The sequence below is a fragment of the Streptomyces sp. SID5785 genome (genome assembly GCF_009870065.1).
GTDB lineage: Bacteria > Actinomycetota > Actinomycetes > Streptomycetales > Streptomycetaceae > Streptomyces.
The window spans coordinates 1-527 of the sequence record NZ_WWIA01000614.1 but is presented as its reverse complement, the minus strand read 5'-3'; the positions used below and the strand labels follow the sequence as shown (position 1 = coordinate 527).

Here is a 527-nt window from a genome sequence, read left to right as displayed (position 1 = left end):
AAAGAAGCCGTCGAGCTCTACAAGAAGGGCAAGAAGGCCTCGGACGACGCGGTCGACGCGTACAACAAGAAGGTCGACGCCTACAACGCGAAGGTCAAGGCGAACGAGGACCCCGGGCCCAAGCCCGAGCCGTTCCACGACCCCGGCAAGGCCGACGTCAAGAAGGCGTACAGCAAGCTCGCCGAGGCCCGCAAGCAGCGCAACACCGCCGCCGGTGAGGCCCAGGGCAAGGTGAAGGCGGCCCTCGCGCACGCCCCCGCCGAACCCCCGCCCCTCGACCGCCTCGGCAACACCCTCGTCGACGGCTACAAGGCCTACAACACCGAACTCACCCACGTCGTCGGCGGTGTGCTGAAGGGCACCGCGGGCCTGGTCAACTTCGCCCGCGGCCTCAACCCCACCGACCCCTACAACCTCACCCACCCCGCCGCCTACATGCAGAACGTCTCCATGACGCTCTCCGGCCTCGTCTCCACCGCCGCCCACCCCGAACGCATCGTCACCGCCGCCGTCGACGGCTTCAAGAA

General features: G+C 68.1%; 1 protein-coding gene. It reads left to right on the top strand.

Translation table 11 applies throughout. The annotated features are described in order from the left end of the window. Nucleotides 1–527: putative T7SS-secreted protein (locus GTW43_RS20085; protein WP_343246066.1), on the top strand; the 527-nt coding region annotated here is incomplete at both ends.